The sequence below is a fragment of the Mucilaginibacter sp. OK283 genome (assembly GCF_900110415.1).
In the GTDB taxonomy this organism is placed as follows: Bacteria; Bacteroidota; Bacteroidia; order Sphingobacteriales; family Sphingobacteriaceae; genus Mucilaginibacter.
Window position 1 is genome coordinate 1 of sequence record NZ_FODR01000022.1, and the last position, 19,116, is coordinate 19,116.

A 19,116-nucleotide genomic window follows, 5' to 3' on the forward strand; every position below is an offset into this window, starting at 1 on the left:
GAGCCGATGGTACTGCGGTAAAACGTGGGAGAGTAGGTCGGTGCCAAATCTTAAATCAAGCCCTTGCTGGAAACAGTCAAGGGCTTTTTTGCGTTCCTTTAGTTCACTCGTTCATGGGTTCACTGGTTCATTGGTGTTCGGTTGGATACCGTACCGTTCGGGTGTTCGGGGGCGAACGCTTATATGGTTTATAGACAGTAGGTTAAGTGTTCGGGCAATCCAAAAACATGAACTTTACAGGCTGATCAACGCCTCTGTTCGCAGGCATAACCATGTTATAATCCATCAATCTTCAGAATAGCACAGGGGAATAGGGTATCCCTGCCGGCACCTCATCAGCTCCTTATCTGCCATCATCAGGCCACTATCGGTTACCCTTGATGCTGCCAATATGCACCTTCCGGGTACCGGGGTTTGGGTGTGGGCTGTTTTTGGCGGGGGCTGAGTAGGAAAATCCATCATGTTATATTGGTAATTCCTGTTAACAGAATTGCGGAGGGATAAGTACCCTGTAGCGACGGGGCATTTGAAGATATAGAACCGAACCACGCGTCACAAATCAATCCCCGCCTCCGCTGTTTCGCCCTCTTGTTTTTCAGGCTCGCCGTTATTTAGGTGTGCGGGTATCTGTTTTCATGGCAACTTTACATTAAGAAATTTAAAGCACAATGAAAAAGATCATTTTATTTATAGCCATCAGCGCCGGGGTGGCCTTGACAGCCGAAGCGCAAACCAGGGTAGTAGTACGTACGCCTGCTCGCAGGGTAGTAGTTGCGGCCAGGCCGCGGGTTGTAGTTGTGCCGGCGAGGCCGGTTGTAGTAGTGCGGCCCGCTGTGCCGGTTGTGGCACGCAGGGTTGTTGTACGCAGGCGGGTGTTGTAACCCGCCTGCACTGATATAAAATATCGTGACTACAAAGACAGGATGAAGGTACTTTGTTAAATAAAACTTAAACTAAATTGATTTAGCATTTAGGGTACTTAGTTTACTAAGCTGTTAAAGTATTCGGCATGGCGTTTGGTAAATGGCATTATTGCTGCCTGGGTTTCCGGGGCCTTATACGCCAGCGGCTTCGCTTTTTACGTAGCAGGTAATAAACTATTACGGCTATTGCCATTATTGCAAGCGCAATAATAAGCGTTATAACGAGACTATATGCCTTGCCGAGGCGAGTTTGGAGCCGCGTTTGAAGCTGGAGGTATATACTTTTTTTTTGACGATGATGGAGTCTTGTTTTTTGATTTGAACAGAATCTTTTTTGTTGACCATTGCCAGTTTGGCTTCCTCAGCTTTTTGGATGCTGTCGTCTAAAAATTCATGTCGTTTTATGGCAACGGCTGCTTTGTCGTAATTCTTCATGTGCCGGTATAAATCGGCATAACCCACCTGTACTGCCGATTCATTCCTGGGATCTTTATTTTTTACCGCAATTTTTAAGGCTTCGTTTAAATCGCCCATGGCAAGGGTATAATCCTTGATGTCGCTTTTTATGGCCGATAGCTCAATTAGCGATGCAATGATGTTGGGAACATCATGTTTTAAACGGGATATAGTGTTTGATTGCAGTATAAACCATTTAGCCTGGCTATAAATATGCTGAGACCGGTATATTTTTGAAAGGGTATTGTAGCAGGTACGCATACCCAAAGAATCGTTCATGCCTGAATACACATGCAAAGCAAGCATCGAATAATTTAACGCTTCGTTTTTGTAATAATGTCTTAAATTTCTGTTGCTAACCGTGTCATAGTGCATGTACTCTTGGGCAATAGCTATATAGATAGGGCCCTTTAATGAATCGCTTGTGAGCTGTAATTTTTGCTTAAGGCTATCCAGGTCACCAGCGTAGGCTGATGATTTGGATACGGCTAAGAACGTAAAGATGAGGCAGGTAAGCAATTTTTTCATATAGGGGTTACCGAATATAGCAATATATTTTAATATTACTTAGTCAAATAATGTGCCTGATTAGCCCTAACTGCCTGCTACCCAAATAAAATAACTGTGAAATATTAATTGCTGCGCAGTAATGGCACTTTTTGTATTAAACGCGGGCAAGTTTTTTTTTAAACAGCGCCCCGTTTTTTTTGCACATTTCATTTGGTACACAAAACAGGACAGCATTTACGCCCGGTATAAGTAATTATGTACTAAACAATAGTCTGTTCGTAACGGGTGATGAAGTGCTGTAGCGCCTTTGATCGCGCCAGCAAAAAATTGAAAAGAAAGATGCCGATAGCGGCGCAGGTTATACCTGCCAGTACATCAAGCACATAGTGGTGGCTGGCATATACGGCGGTAAACCATATGCCCAGCATTACTACAGCAAAAAACAAATTTGCTTTGCCCAGGCGGTTTTTAATGCCATAGTATAAAACAATAACAGGGTACGATGAATGTAATGATGGCATAGCTGCAAATACATTTGAGCCTTTGGCATAAATAGACTTGAAAACACCGGCATGAAAAAATGCATCAAACTTGGCCAGCCCGGCGGTGTTGCCCTGGGTTAAGGGATGAAATTGCAGGCCATGATATTGCACATACCAGGGCGGGGCTGCAGGGAAGGCGTAATAAACTACAAAGCCTATTAAATTAACCAGTACAAAGGTGAGCGAAAATTTAAGGAACTGCTTTTTGTTTTTAAAAAACAAAAAGGTTGCAAAGGCAAGCGGTACAGGTATCCAGCACAGGTAAAAAATACCGGCCATAACATCAATAACTGTATTGCCGTTTGCACGCCAGTATTCATTTGGTGTAAGCAGGTTGCCTTTGTAATGGATGCCGAACAGGCGTTTTTCGAAATTATAAATATCGGCTATGTGTACGGTATTGAAATTATAGTTGGGGAAGGCCTTCATATAGTCAAATATGATCCAGTATACAACGAAGATGCTGAAGCCAAGGATAAATTTGCGGGTAACGGCCGATGCGTAAAAAAGAGAGTTAAATATCAGTACAAGCGTTAACTCATCGCTTTTGTAACCGATTAAAAAGTAGGAGAGTACTAAATACCCTATTGAAATAAGCGTAACAATAAGTACCGATTTGGTATTAATTGTTACACCGTGATGCGCGGCAGTATTCACCTTATTTTTTTAAGAATCCGGAACGGAATATTTTATCCCACAGCGGCGAACTAACCCCGTAACCCCTGTCGGGATCCTGGTAGTGGTGCAGCATGTGGTGTTGTTTTATTTTTTTAAACAGGCCGCTTTTAAAGTTAAAATGATGCATAGCATAGTGCGATATATCATAAAACAGGTAACCTAATATAAAGCCCGGGAAAAAGCCAAAAACATTATCGGCGGGCAATATCCATTTAAACAAAAAATAAAAACCGGTGGCCAGCGGAATGCTCAATGATGGCGGCAATACCAAACGTTTGGCATCACTCGGATAATCATGATGTACACCATGCATAATAAAATGCAGCCTTTTTGCCCATTCCCAGTTTTCGTTGGGTTTAAGGTGAAAAACAAAGCGGTGCATAATGTACTCGGTAATTGTCCAGACGAACAAGCCCAGGATAAACAGTTCGGTATATTTTATAAAACCAATACCCGCGTTAAAGGCCAGGTAGGTTGAGTAAATGATAACCGGTACAAAAATATACAAGGGTACGGTATAATGCACCTTTGATAAACCCTCTAAAAAGTTGCTTTTAAACATCCTCACAGACTCCTGCGAGTTAGATACATAATTCTTTTTTGCCATAATATATCAGGTTTAAAATTTTTTAACGATTTCTTCGCCTGTTATTTTGATGTTTTGTTTGATATAATTTATTGTCAGCTGCAGTAATACAGCCTTTGCACGAAGGTACGATATTTTGGCCGGGGTCTCAAGTTGTTAACTCAAAGTCTTCAGCCGGTAGCCATAAGTTAAATTTTCTATGACAATGCCTAATCAAACTTAGGACTAAGAAGCTGCGATTTATATAGAAACATGTTGGCTTTAAGCTTTGAGCATTCTGCTTTCAGCTTCTATAATACTTACGATCCCTCTTCCTCTTGTTTTATCAAGGCTTTTTTTGCTTCCCTTAACCGGTTAAACGCGGTAATATTGGTTAGCACAGCCAGCAATACCAATGGGAAGGTAAATATCGATATCGGTTCAAATACGTGAAATTTAACACCCGGTACAAACAACTTATAATTGCCGCCAATATATTGAGCAACTATACCGCTTATTAAGGCGCAAACACCTATGGTAACCACACGCTCCGGCCGTTGCATTAAACCACCTTTAACTTCAACACCTAAACCTTCGGCACGGGCTCTTACATAGCTTACCATCATGGAGCCTATGAGGGCTATAAACGCAGCTATCGAACTTATAAAATAGTGGTGCCCTACCAGGTAATAGCAAATACCAAGAAACATGATCAATTCGCTGTAACGGTCAAGAACCGAGTCGTACAGCGCGCCAAAGGTCGATTTCATGTTACCTAAGCGGGCTACCTGGCCATCAAGCATATCAAACAGGCCCGCAAACAGGATTAAGCCCCCTGCCCAGCCAACATAGCGTAAATCGCCGCGGTTGCCTTCTTCGGCACCTAAAATAAAAATGGCCGCAACACCCACGTTAAGCACAAACCCGATTGATGTAACCGCGTTTGGTGTTAACCCAATCTTGATCAGAATTTTTACAACGGGATCAATCACCCGGTAAATCCCTAATTGCAGGTTTGTTCTAAGCGATATTTTTTGTTCCATTTTTGTAATAGTTTGATGTACAAAATTAAAAATCAAATTTAATTCTGGTGCGTATACCCCAATTTGCTACGTTCGGATGATTAAGGTAGTTAAACCTTTCCACAAAATCAACACGAATTAGCTTAAATATGTTTTCGATACCAACGCTTCCCTCAACATAAGGAGTTCGTCCTAATGAATAAGTTAGCGGCACTCCATTGGCATCAACAGGCAGCTGGTACAATGATGGGTGTATCGAAGGATTATTACCATCGCTCAAACCACCCCATAGCACCTTAAAGGAAGCTGTTTCGCGCCATTTTAACTTTTTAAATAGTGGCACCTTGTTAAAAAAGAAACCCATAAAATGCTGATCGATCCTTATACCTTCATAATGGTCATATACAAACTCCAAAAAGTTCATCAGGTTATATGAATCAATATCATAAGCATAAGTTTGATTGGCACGCGGAATTGATAATAGCGGATATGGAACAGTACCAAACACTTTACCACCATAAACGGCCACATCGGCATAACCCAACTGCGATTCGTAAACACGTTTATCAATACGTGCATCAATCTTTTGGTAGTTATATTCGCCGCCAAAAATGTTTTTTAAGCCGGCGGTAAATTGTACCTGGTAAATAGGATATTTGTTAGGGAGTGGGGTACGGTAAATTTTACCCTGGTAAAATTCTTCGTTGGGTGCATACCTTAATCCCGCGGTTAATTCGGTTGTAGTTAAATCATGAACAGGGTGGGTAAGGTCATTTCCCGGCCTGAAGTATAATGAGCCGGCCGGTTCCTGTTTCCAGTTGTTAAAACCGGCGCTGTATGAAAAATGACTATCAAACTCATGTACATAATCAATTCTATAATTATCGTTGTACAGGTATTTGTCATTTACACCACGCTTAAATGATAGCAGGAAGTTATCCTCCTGAACAAACTGAAGATTAGCCCCCGGTATTTTTGTATCGCGCTGAAAACTCGCTCTTATATAATTTTGCGGGAATTTATAGATCGATTTATTATTAAGCGAATAGGTGGCGCTCAGGAAGTACTTCCATCGTTCGTCCTTAAAGCCATAAGCGGCATAGGTTTCAAAATAATAGCGCCTGCTCAGGTTAGGGGTTGTACGGCCGCCAAACCTTAATTTAAAACCTTCAACCGGGTTAAAGCTGTAAAAAGTGTTGGCAGGGCCAATCTCAAACTTATCAAAGCCTTTATAGCCCGCAAGTAATATGGTTGCAATATCCACCGTACGTTTAAACGATGGCATATCTTTTAAACTATCAATGTTTTTATAAACTTTTGATTCGGCCGTAGTTAACGTATCCAGGCGATTTTTTTGCCAGAATGCATCGCTGCGGTTGCGGGCTTCGTCTGATGACTCTTCCGATTGTTTGGTATACGCAGTATCAGGCCTTGGCTTGTTTACTACGTAGTTACCATAAGTAATGGTACGCATGCCAAACAGGCTGCTTTTTGCATCCTTTTTTGATGCACCAAAATCGGCTGTTGTAACGCTTTTGCTCAAATGGTACCTGTTGTCGGGATTTTGCTCAAAATCCAGGTCAACCTGGATAGACCTGATGAAGTTGATATTGATATGCTTGTTTACCAGTAGCGATGCTTTTTGAACCGCATAATTGCCATCCAGCGTTATATAAATGCTGCCCTCAAATAAAACATCGTTGGTATTGCGGGGGGTAAAGCTTAATTGTACCAGTTTTTGACCTTTACTATCGGTAATGGTATCGGTAATAAAAAACTTGTAATAGTTGGGCGAGTTATCTGATATCGGGCTTAAAAACTGGCTGGTTATCAGTAAAACATTATTATCATATATATTAACCTTGGTATAAAGGTGCTTAAAATACTGTGCAAGGCCTGCATTATCCACAGCCGGGCCGAAATTCACATTTTTTTCGCCTATTACAATTTCCCTGTTTTTCTCGGGATTTTTACGGTAATAGTTTTGTACAAGCTTTTCATTAAGGAAAATAGGTAATATCGATTTGCCCGGGATAGACGTGCTGTCGCGGTTATCTAATATAAATTTATACTTCCTGAAAAATTTGCGGTCGGAGAACTGGGCCGAAACGTTGGCGGCGCCAAACATCATTTTATCATATTCCCGGTACTCTACATAATCATAGGCTTCGGGGCGGTTTTTTTCTTTATTTTCAATAACCTTACGAATCAGCTCAACCGCCGGATTATCCTTATTACGGTATTTAGGCTTTTTACCGGCTTTAATAGTAACCTGGGCCAGCTGTTGCGCCGCAGGGAAAAGCTTTACATTAATAACCTGTTCTTTACCAGGCACCACGGCCAAAAACGCATCCTTGTATCCTAAAAAAGATATTTTTATTTGCTTGTAAGTTTGATTGGTTGTTGACAGGCGGTAATTTCCATTATTATCTGTAGTAACCCCGGTTGTGGTTCCGGTAAAGCTAACTACTACATAAGGAAGGGTTTGTTTATTGCCCGCATCAGTAACCCTACCTGTAATAATGGTGGTTTGGGCAAATATTGAGGTGACAGAAAAAAAGAATATTGAAAAGAATAGACTTTTGTAAATTTTTTTAAACTTCATGTACTTTATGCAATTATGCAAATACAAACCTTTTTTTGATTGATAATATAATCCCGCCCCGCTATAGCTAACCTTTTGGTTACCGATATTATTAAATATCAGTTTAAATTATCGTGCCGATCAATCATACGCCCTTATCCACTTTCGGCCTGTTTAGGCGATAAACCTATTTTAAATGGGTTTAATGCACCTTTTATAACTCCTATATCACGCTTGTAACTGCGCTCCAAAGGTAAAAAAAATCCCTACAGACTAATGTGGTCAAAAAGTCAAATATTACCCGTGGCAATTACAACAACGGTAATCATTGAAATAAATTACCCTGAAATTATACTAATAGCTAAATAACGATAATAATATATATCAGGGCATACTTATCAGTATTTGTACAAACGTAACCTGTATAATTACAGATTTTTAAAAAAATATTCGTTACAAGGGTACTAAAAATTGCAGGCCTGCTATACACCTATACAGGTATTTAACATTTATTAACAGCTTAATTGATATCAGCAGCGTAACAGTTAATAAACTTAGGTTTAAGGATGGCTTATAAACAAATCAGCCGCATAAAGATCGGACTTTATACGGCTGATTTGCATTTTATTACAATTTATTATGCTTCTGCGGCAAACATATCGTCATAATAATCTAAACCAAGGTGGGTTATCAAATCTTCGCCCATTAAATAACGAAGTGTGTTCTCTAACTTTATCAATTGTTTAAATATATCATTCTCGGGATGTAAACCGGCAGCGGTTTGCGGCGATTTAAGATAAAACGATAACCACTCCTGGATACCACTCATACCGGCACGCTTGGCCATGTCGCTAAATAAAGCAAGGTCGAGCGCGATAGGGGCGGCAAGGATGGAGTCGCGGCAAAGGAAGTTAATTTTGATTTGCATTTTATAGCCCAGCCAGCCAAAAATATCAATGTTGTCCCAGCTTTCTTTGTTATCGCCATGAGGGGGGTAATAATTGATACGGATTTTGTGGTAAATATTACCATACAGTTCCTGGTTATCTTCGGGTTTAAAAATATCTTCCAGTACGCCTAATTTTGATACTTCTTTAGTTTTAAAGTTGTCCGGATCATCTAATACCAAACCATCGCGGTTACCTAATATATTGGTTGAAAACCAACCGTGTACACCTAACGAACGTGCAGCAAGGCCCGGTGCCAAAACTGTTTTCATTAAAGTTTGGCCGGTTTTAAAATCTTTGCCTGCAATAGGGGTTTTGGTTAATTTTGATAGCTCAATTAAAGCGGGGATATCAACGGTTAGGTTAGGGGCGCCGTTTGAGAAAGGTACGCCTAATTTTAAAGCCGCGTAAGCATATATCATGCTTGGTGCTATCAGTTTGTCGTCATCTTTTAAGGCTTGTTCAAAAGCTGCAAGCGACTGGTGGATGGCCGACGCTTCGTAATAAATCTCTGTCGATCCGCACCATACCAATACAACACGGTCTAAACCGTTTTGCTCTTTAAAGTTTTTAATATCCTCCATTACCTGTTGTGCCAGCTCATAACGTGTGCCGGTTTTAACGTGGGTACCTGTAAGGTTTTTAGCGTAATTTTGATCGAAAGCGGCCTTCATCGGCACAATGGCTTCCAGTGCCGGTTTTACAGCATCCAATAACGACGATTCCAATACTTTTGCATTTGATGCAGCCTGGTAAACGTTATCTTCGTACACATCCCATCCGCCAAAAACGATATCGTTTAACTGGGCAAGCGGCACAAACTCATTAATTTTAGGGTTACGGTTTTCGGTACGTTTACCTAAACGGATGTGCCCCATTTGTGTAAGGGAGCCAATTGGTTGCGAAATGCCTTTTTTTACAGCTTCAACGCCGGCAATCAACGTGGTGGCTACTGCGCCCAAACCAGGGATAAGGATACCCAGTTTACCTTCGGCAGGAGAAATTTTGATTTTCATTATACTTATTTATTGTTTAATTGTTGGGATAAAACGGCTGTTTATTTAATTGCTCCGTTGTTATCATCTGTTGTTTTATTTATTAGTAAGTGCCTGATTATTAATTTACTTAAACGTTTAAGTAAATTGCTTTGATTTTGTTTTATTTCAATTTTAATGCTCCATGTATTAATGTTTAGTTTGCCTGGCGGTTATAACCAGTCGTTGGCCCTGTACCACTTTAGTGTTTCTATTAACCCGGTTTGCAAATTATACGTTGGATAAAATCCAAGGTGCGATTTGGCTTTCTCGATATCAACCGACCAGTTTACGGCCATGAGTTCGTTTAGCTTCTCCATGTTAATGATGGCGGCTTTGTTGCTCAAAGAACTAACTTTTTCTGATACCAGGGCTATTATTTTTACAAATATTACAGGTAAATGAAATTTAAAGGTTTTTAAGCTCAAAGCTTCCTTGGCTAAATTAGCTAACTCATATTTACTGTAATAGTTGCCATCGCTAAGGTTATAATCGGTATTATTTCCGTCGTATAGCGATTTTATGGAAGCTTTGGCTACATCCTTTACATATATAAAGGTTAACTTTTGGTCGGCCTTGCCCATGTATGGCTCAAGGCCGCGGGTAAGCTGCTTAAAAAATATAAATATCCCGGTATCCCTTGGGCCATAAATAGCCGTTGGGCGCAATATAGTATAGTTTAAATTTTCAACCGTCCTTAACTGTTCTTCGGCCAGTAGTTTGCTGCGGCCGTAAGCAGTAACCGGGTTTGGCTTGATAGTTTCGCTGATAGTGCCGGATAATGTTTTAAGTGGGCCAAGCGCTGCCAGGCTGCTGATGAGTACAAACTTTTTAAGGTTGATGCCTGCCTGTACAGCGGCAGAAGCAAGGTTGAAAGTATGGGTGGCATTAATATAGTTATAAGCCGCCTGTGATTTGGCTGCTGTAACACCGGCCGCATGGATGATATAATGGGGCTTAATATCTGCAAGCTGTTGCTTTAACGCAGTAAGATCGCGGTAGTTAAGGTTAACAAATTTGATATCGAGATTTTTCAGGTGGTCTGTTTTGCTGCTTTTACGCACGGCGGCATATACCTCAAAATTGTTGTGTAACGCCTCTTCGATAATGTGAAACCCCGCAAAACCGCTTGCCCCGGTTATTAAAACCTTTTCCCTCATATCGCTTTTTGGTACATCCTGTATGTTTTGTACGGATCGCCTTTGATGGCTTCTATAGCCCGGTTTACCATGTCATTATGCTCTAAAGTCCAGCCGGCTTCGGCATGTTTAAAACCTTTGGCTTTGTACTCTCTTATGATAGTACCATATAAACAGGCTTCGATACCCATTTTACGGTAACCATCTATTACCCCTAACGCATAAATGCGGATGCTTTGTATGTTTTTTTTACCAAACAGCAGCTTAAAAATGCCGGTTGGCAACAAACGGCCACGTTTTATTTTCTGAAAAATCTCGTTATAGTTTGGCAGGGCCAAACCAAAGGCTACTATTTTGCCATTTTGCTCGGCAACCAATGCAAAATCAGGGTCGAGGATCAGCTTAAGGTCTTTGGCCAGGTAATCAAATTCCTCGTTGGTTAAAGGCACAAAACCGGTATTGCTATCCCAGGCCGAGTTATATACCTCGCGAAGCTTGGCCGCCTCCTCTTTGAATTTTTTTAAATTTACTTTGCGAATGATGATATTGCTCCGTTTTAAACGCTCCTCTAAAGAGTTTAATAACCTTACCGATTTATCGTCATATTCCTGCCCGTCCCAGTGCCAGGCTATCATGTCTACATCTTTACCAAAGCCATAGCTTTCAATAAGGTTGGCGTAATATGGTTTATTGTAGGTGTTCATTAAAAACGCCGGGCTATCAAAACCTTTAATCAACAATCCGCAGGGCTCATTTGTGCTAAAGTTTACCGGGCCTAAAAGCTGGCCGGTTATACCTTTGTTTTTAAGCCAGCCGGTAACCACATCAAACAGCAGGTTTGAAACCTCGGTGCTGTCTATACAATCAAAAAAGCCAAAAAAACCATCGTTTTTCTGATTGTATTCGTTGTGGGCATTGTTCAGGATGGCTGCAATACGGCCTACAATTTTATCGCCGTCGTAGGCTAAAAATGGCTGTACCTTGTTGTGCTTATGAAAAGGGTGAATAGTTAGCAGGTCGCGCTGGGCGATAAACAGTTCTGGCACATAGTTTGGGTCGCCCTCATACAAATCATGCGGAAAATCAATAAATGAAGCCAGTTCTTTTTTTGAACTAACTGTTACAATTTTTATCATGAGTGGTTTGCACTAATTGGTTGCCCTAAGGCTATATGAAACGTAAAAGTCCGTGTGTATACGGTTGCTTTAATAAAACAGCAGCCAAATATGCACACGGACACTTTATAAGATTATATTTTTTCTTTAACGGAAGTAACGCCTACGTCTTTAAAAATTTTAGTCAGTTTCTCAACAGCTTCCTCAATTTGCTCAAATGTATGGGTAGCCATTAAGGAGAAGCGCAGCAACGATGAATCTGAAGGCACAGCGGGCGAAACAACCGGGTTAACAAATATGCCAGCCGCCTGCAGCTGTTTGGTTACCAGGAAAGTTTTCTCGTTATCGCGTACATAAATAGGCAATATCGGGCTTTCGGTTGGGCCAAGGTCAAAACCTTCGTCAAGCAAAAGTTTCATGGCGTAATTGGTATTATCCCAAAGTTTCTGAATCCTTTCGGGTTCCGATTCCATGATATCCAGGGCCGCAATTACGCTGCCAACTGATCCTGGTGTCATACTCGCGCTAAACATCAACGAACGGCCGCGGTGCTTAATAAAGTCAACCGTATCCTTATCGGCAGCTATGAAACCACCCAACGAGGCTAATGACTTACTAAAGGTACCCATAATAAGGTCAACATCCTTGGTAAGGCCAAAGTGCGATGCAGTACCTGCTCCATTATGACCGATAACCCCCAGGCTATGTGCATCATCAACCATGATGTTTGCACCATATTGGTCGGCAAGCTGCACTATTTCAGGTAGCTTAACAATATCACCTTCCATGCTGAAAATACCATCAACAGCAATAACCTTTACAGCTTCTTCGGGCAATAATGCCAGTTTGCGCTGCAGGTCATTCATGTCGTTGTGGGCGTATTTTAACACTTTTGAAAACGAAAGGCGGCTGCCGTCAATGATGCAGGCATGATCGTACTCGTCTAAAATAATGTAATCATTACGGCCCGTAATGCAGGATAGTACGCCAAGATTTACCTGGTAGCCTGTGCTGAATAAAACGGCGGCCTCTTTGCCAACTAAAGCGGCAAGCCTGTTTTCTAACTCAATATGAATATCCAGTGTACCATTTAAAAAACGCGATCCGGCACAGCCTGTGCCATATTTATCAATCGCTTTTTTTGAAGCTTCTTTAATTTTTGGGTGATTGGTAAGGCCTAAGTATGAGTTAGAACCAAACATTAACACCCTTTTGTTGTCAATTAATACTTCAGTGTCCTGAGCAGACTCAATAGGCCTGAAATAAGGATACAATCCCTTCTCCCGGAGCATATTTGCAACCTGGAACTCGGCGATCTTCCCATGTAGTTTTTTAACCATGTATTAACTCTGCTTTAATTTTGCGTAAAAATACCATGAATAAGTGTATAACTTATACGGTAAATGTAATTTTTTTTAAATAAGGCTACAGAACATGTAAGTTCTGCCAAAGCCACATTAAACCACATGGCAAATTAATTAATTTTTTTATTTATTTGCTATCCCTTATTTTCATTTTTTTGTAAAAACGGCCAAAGCTGGTTTTTTACCGCATTTTTTATAAAGTTTACGTAAAATTTTTGTGGTTGGGGCTATTTTGCTAATATTAACCACATATTCGCGTATCCCCTATGCAATTTGGCTAAAACTATAACATCGCCGTATTTGTAGTTTAAGTCGGCGATCATTGGCACCCATTCTTCCGTATGAAAAAACTAAAGTACTTATCCCTCTTAACGATTGTCAATTTAACATTAATTTTACATTCACCGGCTTTCGCACAAACAGGTGTTGATACAATTACCGGGCCAGTTACGCTTAAGCAAGCTGTTGACTACGCGCTGCGCAACCAGCCGGCTGTAAGGCAGGCCGCTATTGACGAGCAAATAAACGAGCGCGATATCAGGATCGGCTTATCGGGATGGCTGCCCCAGGTAAATTCATCGGGCCTTTATAATTACTATTTTAAAGGACAACCGCAGGCGGGTGCATCGGGGGCCAATATTCCATCAAACGCAGGCAGCATCCGTAACCTGTCAACTTTAGGCGTTACCGCATCGCAGGTTATTTATAATAACGATGTGCTGCTGGCTTCAAAGGCCTCAAAATATTCGCGGGAGTATTATAAGGATAACACGTTAAGCAGCCAGATAAATGTAGTATCGGATGTAAGCAAAGCTTTTTTTGATGTACTGTTATCGCAAAAGCAGCTGGATATTACCAATGAGGACATTACCAGGCTGCAGCGTAGCTTAAAGGATGCAACCAACCGTTACCAGGCAGGCGTATCTGATAAAACAGATTTTAAACAGGCAACCATCGCCCTTAATAATTCTATCGCTACACGTAAAGCGACGGAGGAATCTATCAAAAGTAAAACCGCTTATTTAAAACAAATTATGGGTGTAGGCGGCCCGGGTAACATTACCCTGGCTTATGATTCGTCCCGATATGAGCAGGAGGCTGCCATTGATACCAACCAGGTGCTTGATGTAAATAACCGGATTGAGTACCGCTTGCTGCAAGCCAGTAAAGTGCTAAAAAATTTAAATGTTGATTATTACCATTATGGCTTTTTGCCTTCGTTATCGGCGGTGGGCAGTTATAATTATGCCTACTTTAACCACAATTTTAGTCCGTTATATAGCAATGCCTACCCTACAGGCTATGTGGGCTTAACGTTAAACCTGCCCATTTTTCAGGGCGGCAAACGCCTTCAAAATTTAAGCAAGGCACGTTTGCAGGTTGAACGTACCGACCTGGATATTGCAAATACCAAAAACAGCCTTAACACCGAATATGTACAGGCCCTTGCCGGTTATAAAAGCAATTACACCAGCTATAAACTGGTACGCGAAAACGTCGACCTTGCAAAGGATGTATATAAAATAGTAAGCCTGCAATACCGCGAAGGCGTTAAAACATACCTTGATGTTATTGTAGCACAATCAGACCTGCGCACAGCCGAATTGAATTATTATAACGCCCTGTTCCAACTGCTGGCCAGCAAAATTGACCTGCAAAAAGCGTTGGGCACGTTGCCGGTACAATAATAATATGGCTTTCAGCATGCTTTTTTAAGAAGATACTCAAACGAACAAATTACTATAATGAAGAACAGATATATATATTGGTTAGCCCCGGCGGCATTATTAGCATGGGCATCATGCGGTAAACACGATAAAAAGGGCGCAGCCGCCCCGCCGCCAATCCCGGTTTCAATTGCCGAAGCAAAAGATGGTAATGCTACCTATTATGATAGTTACCAGGGGACGGTTATATCCGTTAACACTGTTGAACTGCGCAGCCAGGTGCCGGGTTTTGTAACCGGTATATTTTTTAAGGAAGGCGACGTTGTTGAAAAAGGCAAAGTGCTTTACGAAATTGATAAGCGCAAATATGAAGCGGCTTATCAGCAGGCGGCTGCCAATGTATTGAGCGCGCAGGCCAACCTTACCAAAGCCCAAAAAGATGTTGACCGCTACAATATGTTGTTAAAAAACGACGCTATTGCACGCCAAACTGTCGACCAGGCTGTTGCCGCTTATGAAACCAATAAGAGCGCTGTAGCAGTGGCTAAAGCGGGCCTTGCGTCGGCAGCTACTGATCTTTCTTACGCTACTATACGGGCGCCTTTTACGGGCCGTATAGGTATATCGCAGGTAAGGTTGGGGGCGCAGGTAGCCGTTGGTACTACGCTGATGAACACCATATCGGCGGAGCACCCTATTGGCGTGGATGTGGTGATTAACGAGCAGGATATTAACCGTTTTTATGGCCTGCAGAAATCAAGCAGCGATACCACTTTTAAATTACAATTACCCGATGGTAAAACCTACAATAAAACAGGCAAAGTTTTAGCTATTGACAGGGGGGTAAGCAGTGGTACCGGCAGCATTAAAGTAAGGATTCAATTTCCTAATGAGGATGATGTATTGAAAGATGGCATGAGCTGCGTTTTACAGGTGCTCAACAACCAATCGGGTAACAGGGTTCAAATACCTAATAAAGCCGTGACCGAGCAAATGGGCGAGTTTTTTGTTTTTGTAACCAGGGATACCACAGTTAAAGATACCGCCGACGATAAAACCATAAAAGACAGGCGGGATACTATTGCCAAACAAGTAAAAGTGAAGCTTGGCCCGCGTGTAAATACCAGCATTGTAGTAATGGACGGTATTAAAGCCGGCGATAAAGTAGTAACTGACGGTTTCCAGCGTTTGCGCGATGGCGGCCGCATTACACTTGGTGCAGGTGGCCCGCCGGCTGGCGCAGCACCCAAAAAATAGTATGAACAGATAAGGAAAAATTTAAGCGATTGGCAGGATAATCCCCTGCAAAACTTAATAATAAAAAGAATGATTGCAGATACTTTTATAAAACGACCGGTTACCGCGATAGTGATCTCCCTGGTGATTGTTATTGTTGGTTTACTGTCAATGAGCAGCCTGCCTATCGGGCAATATCCTGATATAACCCCGCCCACGGTTTCGGTTACAGGTACTTATACCGGTGCCGATGCCCTCACTGTTGAGCAAACTGTTGCAACCCCTGTAGAGGTGCAGGTAAATGGTGTGCCCGGCATGACCTACCTGCAAAGTAACAGCAGCAGCAACGGCCAGATGAGCATGACCGTTAACTTTGATGTAGGTACCGATATTAATATAGCCGCGCTTGATGTGCAAAACCGGGTTGGTATTGCTACACCCACTTTACCGCAGGAGGTGCAGCGCCTGGGCCTTGTCGTGCGTAAACGTAACCCCAGTATATTAATGCTGGTGGCCATGTTTTCGCCAAAAGGGACGCATGACGTTACATTTACTGACAACTATGCCAACGTTTTTATAAAAGATGCTATACTGCGTACCAAGGGCGTAGGTGATGTTGTGAGCCGTGCCGATGATTTTAGTATGCGTATCTGGCTTAACCCTGCCAAGCTGGCTTCATTAGGTATGAGCGCTGCCGATGTTACCGCTGCCCTGGCCGAGCAGAACGCCCAGGTAGCCCCCGGCACGGTTGGCGCCACACCGCAACAAGCGTCTCAAACCTTTGAATATTCGGTACTGGTTAAAGGCCGTTTAAGCAAACCCGAAGAATTTGGCAATGTAATTATTAAAACGGTGCCCGCTACCGGCGCCATTGTGCACTTGAAGGATGTGGCACGTATTGAACTGGGTAAGTTTAACTACTCTGGTAATTCGTTTGTTGATGGCAAAAGGGCATCGTACCTGCTGGTTTACCAGGCGCCAAACAGCAACTCGCTCGAGACTGCCGAGAATGTATATGCCACCATGAACGAGCTTAAAAAAAGCTTCCCCGCCGATATTGATTATGTTGTGCCTTTTGAAGCGGTTACTGTGGTAAAAGTATCGGTAAGCGAAGTTGTTGATACCTTACTTATTGCTTTGGGGCTGGTTATTGTGGTTGTATTTTTATTCCTGCAAAACTGGCGCTCTACGTTAATTCCTGTTTTGGCCATACCTGTATCTATTATAGGTACTTTCATTTTCTTTATACCCTTGCACTTTACTATCAATACCCTAACCTTGTTTGGTTTTGTGCTTGCTATTGGTATTGTGGTTGACGATGCCATTGTGGTGGTTGAGGCTGTGCAGCATTATATGGATGAGGAAGGCATGACGCCGACAGAGGCTACAAAACACGCCATGGCCGATATATCGGCACCGGTAATTGCCATCGCTTTAATCCTGGCGGCTGTATTTGTGCCGGTAGGTTTTGTACCCGGCATTGTCGGGCGGCTTTATCAGCAATTTGCTATCACTATTGCTATATCTGTACTGATATCGGCTTTTGTGGCGCTTTCGTTAACCCCCGCGTTGTGTACGTTGTTGCTTCGCCCGCATAAAATAGATAATAAATCAAAGGGGCTCAATAAATTCTTCTTTGTATTTAATGAATGGTTTACCCGCGTAACCGGCAAGTACCGCAATACAGTTGATAAGGGAATAAAGCACTCCAAATTTGTTATTATTATACTGGTATGTATTATTGTTGGCGCGGTATTGCTATTTCATAACAAACCATCGGGCTTTATTCCGCTGGAGGATGACGGCCGTATTTATATTACCTATGATTTGCCCGAAGCTTCATCAACCGTACGTACAGTTGACGTATTGCACCAGATGATGAAAACACTGGATAGCATCCCCGAAATTGCACACTACGCAGCATTGGGAGGCTTAAATGTTATCAGCTTTGCCAGTAAGGCCAATAGCGCCACCATGTTTGTGCAGCTTAAACCCTGGGACGAACGTAAAGAAAAAGAACACCAGATAACGGCGCTGGTTGCCAAACTAAACCAAAAGTTGGCCCGGTTTAAGGAGGCCAACGTGGTGGTTATTCAGCCGCCTGCTATACCTGGTTTAGGTAGCACCGGTGGTTTCTCGTTTATCCTGGAAGAAAAACAGGCCGGCGGGGATATTAAGGTATTTGAAAAAACGTTGCGCACATTTATTACCGAATTAAACAAACGGCAGGAAATTGCACGGGCTTTCTCCTTTTTTACGGCAAGTACACCCGCTTACCAACTAACCATTGACAGGGAAAAGGCAAAAAAATTAGGCGTATCCATATCTGATGTTAACAGCGCCCTGCAAACTTACCTGGGCAGTACCTATATTAACGATTTTACCATTTACGGGCGAAATTTCAGGGTGCTTGCGCAAGCCGATACTGCCTTTAGGACCAACGTAAGCAACATTGGGCAGTACTTTGTGCGTAACCAGTTTGGCACCATGGTACCCTTAAGTACCCTTACATCCTATAAGGTTATTGAAAATTCGCCGTTAATTGCGCATTATAACCTGTTCCGTTCGGCCGAGATCAATGGCAGCACCAAACCGGGTTACAGTAGTGGTGATGCTATAACTGCCTTAAAAGAAGTTGCGGCCAAATCATTGCCACAAGGTTTTGGGTACGAATTTTCGGGATTGAGCCGCGAGGAATTACTATCGGGATCAAAAACGGTTTACATATTTGCCCTCTCAATTGGGTTTGTATTCCTGTTTCTTGCCGCCTTGTATGAAAGCTGGTCGGTGCCATTCTCGGTATTGTTATCGGTGCCATTAGGCGCGTTTGGGGCCATCCTTTTCCTTAGTTTCTGGCCCGACCTTACTAATAACGTTTACGCCCAGATTGGTTTGATAACCTTGATTGGGCTGGCCGCCAAAAACGCCATCCTGATTGTTGAGTTTGCCAAAGAACGGGTAGATAGAGGGATGAACCTTGAAAAAGCTACCCTCGAGGCGGTAAGGCTAAGGCTGAGGCCGATCATCATGACTTCAATGGCCTTTATATTGGGTGTTGTGCCACTGATGATAGCATCCGGTGCGGGCGCCGAAGCCAGGAAAACCATCGGCTGGACGGTATTTGGAGGGATGTTAACCGCTACGTCGCTGGCTATATTTATAGTGCCGGTGTTGTACTACCTGATAACCAAATTTGCTTACGGTAAAGAGAAGCTTGCCGAAATGGAAAAAAATTACAAACCCGAAAATGGGCACGGGCCACAAGCTTGATAAATTAGCAAAAGCTAATACACAAAAATGGCCGGAAGAAATTCCGGCCATTTTTGCTAAAAAA

At 42.3% G+C, this 19,116-nt stretch carries 14 protein-coding genes; 4 read left to right on the forward strand and 10 right to left on the reverse strand.

All coding sequences use genetic code 11. The annotated features are described in order from the left end of the window. Positions 1 to 285: 285 nt before the first annotated feature. Positions 286 to 462: a hypothetical protein gene (locus BMX56_RS30320; RefSeq protein WP_177183957.1), complete on the reverse strand. Its 177-nt coding sequence runs from the start codon at positions 460 to 462 to the stop codon at positions 286 to 288. Positions 463 to 668: 206 nt separating this feature from the next. Here BMX56_RS30320 and BMX56_RS29955 point away from each other — a divergent pair, with 206 nt between their 5' ends. Further along, a complete protein-coding gene (locus tag BMX56_RS29955) occupies positions 669 to 881 on the forward strand; it encodes a hypothetical protein (RefSeq protein WP_143065561.1) in 213 nt (70 codons plus the stop codon). Positions 882 to 1,139: 258 nt separating this feature from the next. On the opposite strand, the gene BMX56_RS28965 is transcribed toward BMX56_RS29955, so the two are convergent. The 9 genes from BMX56_RS28965 to BMX56_RS29005 form a co-directional block, all read right to left on the reverse strand. Beyond that, positions 1,140 to 1,907 (reverse strand): hypothetical protein, encoded by a 768-nt coding sequence (locus tag BMX56_RS28965; RefSeq protein WP_090653217.1) that lies wholly within the window; start codon positions 1,905 to 1,907, stop codon positions 1,140 to 1,142. A gap of 242 nt (positions 1,908 to 2,149) precedes the next feature. After that, entirely contained in the window at positions 2,150 to 3,088 is a 939-nt protein-coding gene (locus BMX56_RS28970) for a phosphatase PAP2 family protein (protein WP_090653218.1), read from the reverse strand. Between the two features lies 1 nt (position 3,089). After that, a complete protein-coding gene (locus BMX56_RS28975) occupies positions 3,090 to 3,716 on the reverse strand; it encodes a sterol desaturase family protein (protein ID WP_090653219.1) in 627 nt (208 codons plus the stop codon). Between the two features lie 278 nt (positions 3,717 to 3,994). Then, a complete protein-coding gene (locus BMX56_RS28980) occupies positions 3,995 to 4,717 on the reverse strand; it encodes a CDP-alcohol phosphatidyltransferase family protein (protein ID WP_090653266.1) in 723 nt (240 codons plus the stop codon). 25 nt (positions 4,718 to 4,742) lie between these two features. After that, positions 4,743 to 7,301: a DUF5686 family protein gene (locus BMX56_RS28985; protein ID WP_090653220.1), complete on the reverse strand. Its 2,559-nt coding sequence runs from the start codon at positions 7,299 to 7,301 to the stop codon at positions 4,743 to 4,745. Positions 7,302 to 7,917: 616 nt separating this feature from the next. Continuing rightward, positions 7,918 to 9,243: an inositol-3-phosphate synthase gene (locus tag BMX56_RS28990; protein ID WP_090653221.1), complete on the reverse strand. Its 1,326-nt coding sequence runs from the start codon at positions 9,241 to 9,243 to the stop codon at positions 7,918 to 7,920. 191 nt (positions 9,244 to 9,434) lie between these two features. Next, on the reverse strand, positions 9,435 to 10,421 hold the full coding sequence (locus BMX56_RS28995) for an NAD-dependent epimerase/dehydratase family protein (RefSeq protein ID WP_090653222.1): 987 nt from the start codon (positions 10,419 to 10,421) through the stop codon (positions 9,435 to 9,437). Continuing rightward, the gene (locus BMX56_RS29000) at positions 10,418 to 11,536 is read right to left on the reverse strand and encodes a GNAT family N-acetyltransferase (protein ID WP_090653223.1); all 1,119 of its coding nucleotides are present in this window, start codon (positions 11,534 to 11,536) and stop codon (positions 10,418 to 10,420) included. The genes BMX56_RS28995 and BMX56_RS29000 overlap by 4 nt, the downstream gene beginning before the upstream one ends. Before the next feature lie 113 nt (positions 11,537 to 11,649). Then, positions 11,650 to 12,855, reverse strand: coding sequence for a serine palmitoyltransferase (locus BMX56_RS29005; protein WP_090653224.1), 1,206 nt, complete (start codon positions 12,853 to 12,855; stop codon positions 11,650 to 11,652). A 365-nt stretch (positions 12,856 to 13,220) separates the two neighbouring features. Here BMX56_RS29005 and BMX56_RS29010 point away from each other — a divergent pair, with 365 nt between their 5' ends. From BMX56_RS29010 to BMX56_RS29020, 3 genes are all read left to right on the forward strand, one after another. After that, positions 13,221 to 14,567: a TolC family protein gene (locus BMX56_RS29010; RefSeq protein WP_090653225.1), complete on the forward strand. Its 1,347-nt coding sequence runs from the start codon at positions 13,221 to 13,223 to the stop codon at positions 14,565 to 14,567. Positions 14,568 to 14,624: 57 nt separating this feature from the next. Beyond that, positions 14,625 to 15,803: an efflux RND transporter periplasmic adaptor subunit gene (locus BMX56_RS29015; protein WP_090653226.1), complete on the forward strand. Its 1,179-nt coding sequence runs from the start codon at positions 14,625 to 14,627 to the stop codon at positions 15,801 to 15,803. A gap of 69 nt (positions 15,804 to 15,872) precedes the next feature. Beyond that, the gene (locus BMX56_RS29020; RefSeq protein WP_090653227.1) at positions 15,873 to 19,052 is read left to right on the forward strand and encodes an efflux RND transporter permease subunit; all 3,180 of its coding nucleotides are present in this window, start codon (positions 15,873 to 15,875) and stop codon (positions 19,050 to 19,052) included. Positions 19,053 to 19,116: the final 64 nt, after the last annotated feature.

Excerpts from the sequence above, each read along its gene's own strand:
- BMX56_RS29000 (WP_090653223.1), bottom strand. The coding sequence starts at position 11,536 with ATGATAAAAATTGTAACAGTTAGTTCAAAAAAAGAACTGGCTTCATTT.
- BMX56_RS28995 (WP_090653222.1), bottom strand. The coding sequence starts at position 10,421 with ATGAGGGAAAAGGTTTTAATAACCGGGGCAAGCGGTTTTGCGGGGTTT.
- BMX56_RS29020 (WP_090653227.1), top strand. The coding sequence starts at position 15,873 with ATGATTGCAGATACTTTTATAAAACGACCGGTTACCGCGATAGTGATC.
- BMX56_RS29015 (WP_090653226.1), top strand. The coding sequence starts at position 14,625 with ATGAAGAACAGATATATATATTGGTTAGCCCCGGCGGCATTATTAGCA.
- BMX56_RS28965 (WP_090653217.1), bottom strand. The coding sequence starts at position 1,907 with ATGAAAAAATTGCTTACCTGCCTCATCTTTACGTTCTTAGCCGTATCC.
- BMX56_RS28975 (WP_090653219.1), bottom strand. The coding sequence starts at position 3,716 with ATGGCAAAAAAGAATTATGTATCTAACTCGCAGGAGTCTGTGAGGATG.
- BMX56_RS29005 (WP_090653224.1), bottom strand. The coding sequence starts at position 12,855 with ATGGTTAAAAAACTACATGGGAAGATCGCCGAGTTCCAGGTTGCAAAT.
- BMX56_RS29010 (WP_090653225.1), top strand. The coding sequence starts at position 13,221 with ATGAAAAAACTAAAGTACTTATCCCTCTTAACGATTGTCAATTTAACA.
- BMX56_RS29955 (WP_143065561.1), top strand. The coding sequence starts at position 669 with ATGAAAAAGATCATTTTATTTATAGCCATCAGCGCCGGGGTGGCCTTG.
- BMX56_RS30320 (WP_177183957.1), bottom strand. The coding sequence starts at position 462 with ATGATGGATTTTCCTACTCAGCCCCCGCCAAAAACAGCCCACACCCAA.
- BMX56_RS28980 (WP_090653266.1), bottom strand. The coding sequence starts at position 4,717 with ATGGAACAAAAAATATCGCTTAGAACAAACCTGCAATTAGGGATTTAC.
- BMX56_RS28990 (WP_090653221.1), bottom strand. The coding sequence starts at position 9,243 with ATGAAAATCAAAATTTCTCCTGCCGAAGGTAAACTGGGTATCCTTATC.
- BMX56_RS28985 (WP_090653220.1), bottom strand. The coding sequence starts at position 7,301 with ATGAAGTTTAAAAAAATTTACAAAAGTCTATTCTTTTCAATATTCTTT.